The 518-nt window shown below is 73.6% G+C and carries 1 protein-coding gene and 1 pseudogene; both read left to right on the plus strand.

What is annotated here, in order from left to right; genetic code table 11:
• Positions 1-254, plus strand: a pseudogene (locus tag CCN29_RS36760) (3-dehydroquinate synthase); the annotation flags it as partial.
• Between the two features lie 134 nt (positions 255-388).
• Positions 389-518 (plus strand): Pro-rich N-terminal domain-containing protein (locus CCN29_RS36765; RefSeq protein ID WP_442538699.1); only part of this gene is annotated, 130 nt, incomplete at its 3' end.

The following is a 518-nucleotide window of genomic DNA, read 5'->3' on the forward strand; positions in this document are numbered from 1 at the left end:
AACTGGGCCGGCTGGCCGGCCGCCTGGACGACGCCACCGCCGACCGCCACCGCACCGTCCTCGAGGCCGTCGGGCTCCCGCTGCACTACCGCTACGACCAGTGGCCCAAGCTGGTGGAGAACATGAAGGTCGACAAGAAGTCCCGCGGCAACCTGCTGCGCTTCGTCGTCCTCGACGGGCTCGCCAAGCCCACCGTGCTGGAGGGCCCCGACCCGGCCGTTCTGCTCGCCGCCTACGGCGAGGTCGGGCAGTAGCGGCCGCCTGACGGGCACTCATCACCGCCCCCGGCCGTTCACCGACCGACGGCAGGGGGCGGTACTGTTCGGTAACGCGGGGACGGCCCCCGCTGTCAGTGACCCATTGCCTGTACGAGACGGAGTGGCACCGGATGCAGCACGCAGTGGGTTCTCCGCTGCCGCCGCCCCACCAGCCGGGGCACGGACCGGCCGCCGGCTGGTCACCGGCCGCGCACCACCCAGGTCAGCACCCGCAGGGCCCTGCGGGCCCGATGCCCGCCC

Origin of the sequence: Streptomyces pseudogriseolus (assembly GCA_002154585.1) — a bacterium.
GTDB classification, from domain to species: domain Bacteria; phylum Actinomycetota; class Actinomycetes; order Streptomycetales; family Streptomycetaceae; genus Streptomyces; species Streptomyces pseudogriseolus.